Source organism: Microbacterium sp. B24 (genome assembly GCF_000333415.1).
GTDB lineage: Bacteria > Actinomycetota > Actinomycetes > Actinomycetales > Microbacteriaceae > Microbacterium.
The window spans coordinates 1-1645 of record NZ_BADB01000102.1 but is presented as its reverse complement, the minus strand read 5'-3'; the positions used below and the strand labels follow the sequence as shown (position 1 = coordinate 1645).

Below are 1645 nucleotides of genomic sequence, written 5' to 3'. Positions count from 1 at the left end.
GCAGGTGGTCGATCTGGCTGCTCATCTGCGCGCTCCTTTGCGGCGGTGGCGGGATCGGGTCCCGGACGACTCACGAAATCTAGCGACCGCGACCGACACGGCACTACCTCCGGAAGGAGGGGGTGAGCCCTGTGGCGCGGGTCCGTGGTTTCACCGATATATCAGCGTCGACACGCGTTTTCGACTGGAGCGGGGCTGGACGTCTGCGTATGCTCGATCCGGCCGAACTTCGATTCAGGCAGCGCGACTCCCGACCACCCCCGATTCCGGGATGTCGCGTGGCGGCATCCCATCTCCCCCTATGGGATGCCGCCTTCTCTCTTTCCGCCCCGTCGGCTCCTCCCCAGGGAGGGCGGTCGCTGCGTTCCTCACGGGTGAGGTCGCGCCCGGCCGTCGCCGCGCGCCGCGCACGTAGCGTCGGGGTATGTCCGAGCCTTTCGTCGCCCACCGCCGCGGCACACGTCGCGTTCCGGAGGCGGTACGCCGGTTCGTCGTCGATGAGCGTGGCGTCGAGTCCGTCGCGCGTGTCCGCGCCGACGCGGCGGAGCCCGCGATGGCGTCGGGGCCGGTTCCGCTGCGTCGTGCGCGACGCCGGCGCCTTCCCGATCACCCGGCCCTCGAGCCCCTTCGTCACCTCCTGAGCGATCCCGAGGTGACGGACGTGTTCATCAACGGCACGGACGGCCTGTTCGTCGACCGCGGCGCCGGGGCCGTGCCGGTCGTCGAGTGGCGGGCGGATGCCGATGAGCTGCGCGCGCTGGCCGTCGCGCTCGTCGGAATCGGCGGGCGCCACCTCGACGACGCCTCGCCCGTGGTCGACGTGCGGTGGGAGCACGGCGCGCGCGTGCACGCCGTGCTTCCCCCTGTCGCGTGCACGGGCACGGCCATATCGATCCGTCTGCCGCAGGTCGACGTCCCCGATCTCGATGAGCTCGCCCGTCGCGGCCTCTGCAGTGCCGAGACCCACAGGCGGCTCGAGAAGCTCGTGGCGGCGCGTCGCAACATCCTGGTGTCGGGCGCGACGGGTGCGGGCAAGACCACGCTGCTGTCGGCGTTGTTGGGCCTGGTACCGCCGCACGAGCGAATCGTCACGATCGAGGACGTCGCCGAGTTGCGGGTGGACCATCCGCACCATGTGCGTCTCGAAGCGCGCCAACCGAATCTCGAAGGCGCCGGCGCGGTTCCGCTGTCGCGTCTCGTTCGCGAAGCCCTGCGGATGCGACCCGATCGGCTGGTCGTCGGAGAGTGTCGTGGCGAGGAGGTCCGCGAACTGCTGACCGCCCTGAACACGGGTCACGAGGGTGGCGCGGGCACGGTGCACGTCGGCCGTATCGCCGATCTGCCCGCTCGGCTCGAAGCGCTGGGCGCTCTCGCCGGAATGGACGATCGGGCGCTCGCTCGCCACGTCGTCAGCGCGATCGGTGTCGTGGTGCACGTCGAGCGCGGTCCGGACGGCATTCGTCGCGTGGTCGGTTTCGCCCGGCCCGGGCTCGACGGCCATGGTCGGTTGGAAATGGCGGCCGTGCCATGAAGGCTGCCCCGGCTGAGGCCACGGAGGCCGCCGAGACGCTGCAGAGGCTCGCCGTCCTGCTGGAGGCCGGTGTCGCGCCCGCGCAAGTGTGGTCACTGTTGGCGGAGGACGGCG

The 1645-nt window shown here is 71.1% G+C and carries 1 protein-coding gene; it reads left to right on the top strand.

What is annotated here, in order from left to right; genetic code table 11:
* The first annotated feature begins 424 nt into the window (after window positions 1–424).
* Window positions 425–1531 carry a TadA family conjugal transfer-associated ATPase gene (locus I5I_RS02285; RefSeq protein WP_036316016.1) on the top strand — a complete coding sequence of 369 codons (1107 nt, stop codon included), beginning with the start codon at window positions 425–427 and terminating at the stop codon, window positions 1529–1531.
* Window positions 1532–1645: the final 114 nt, after the last annotated feature.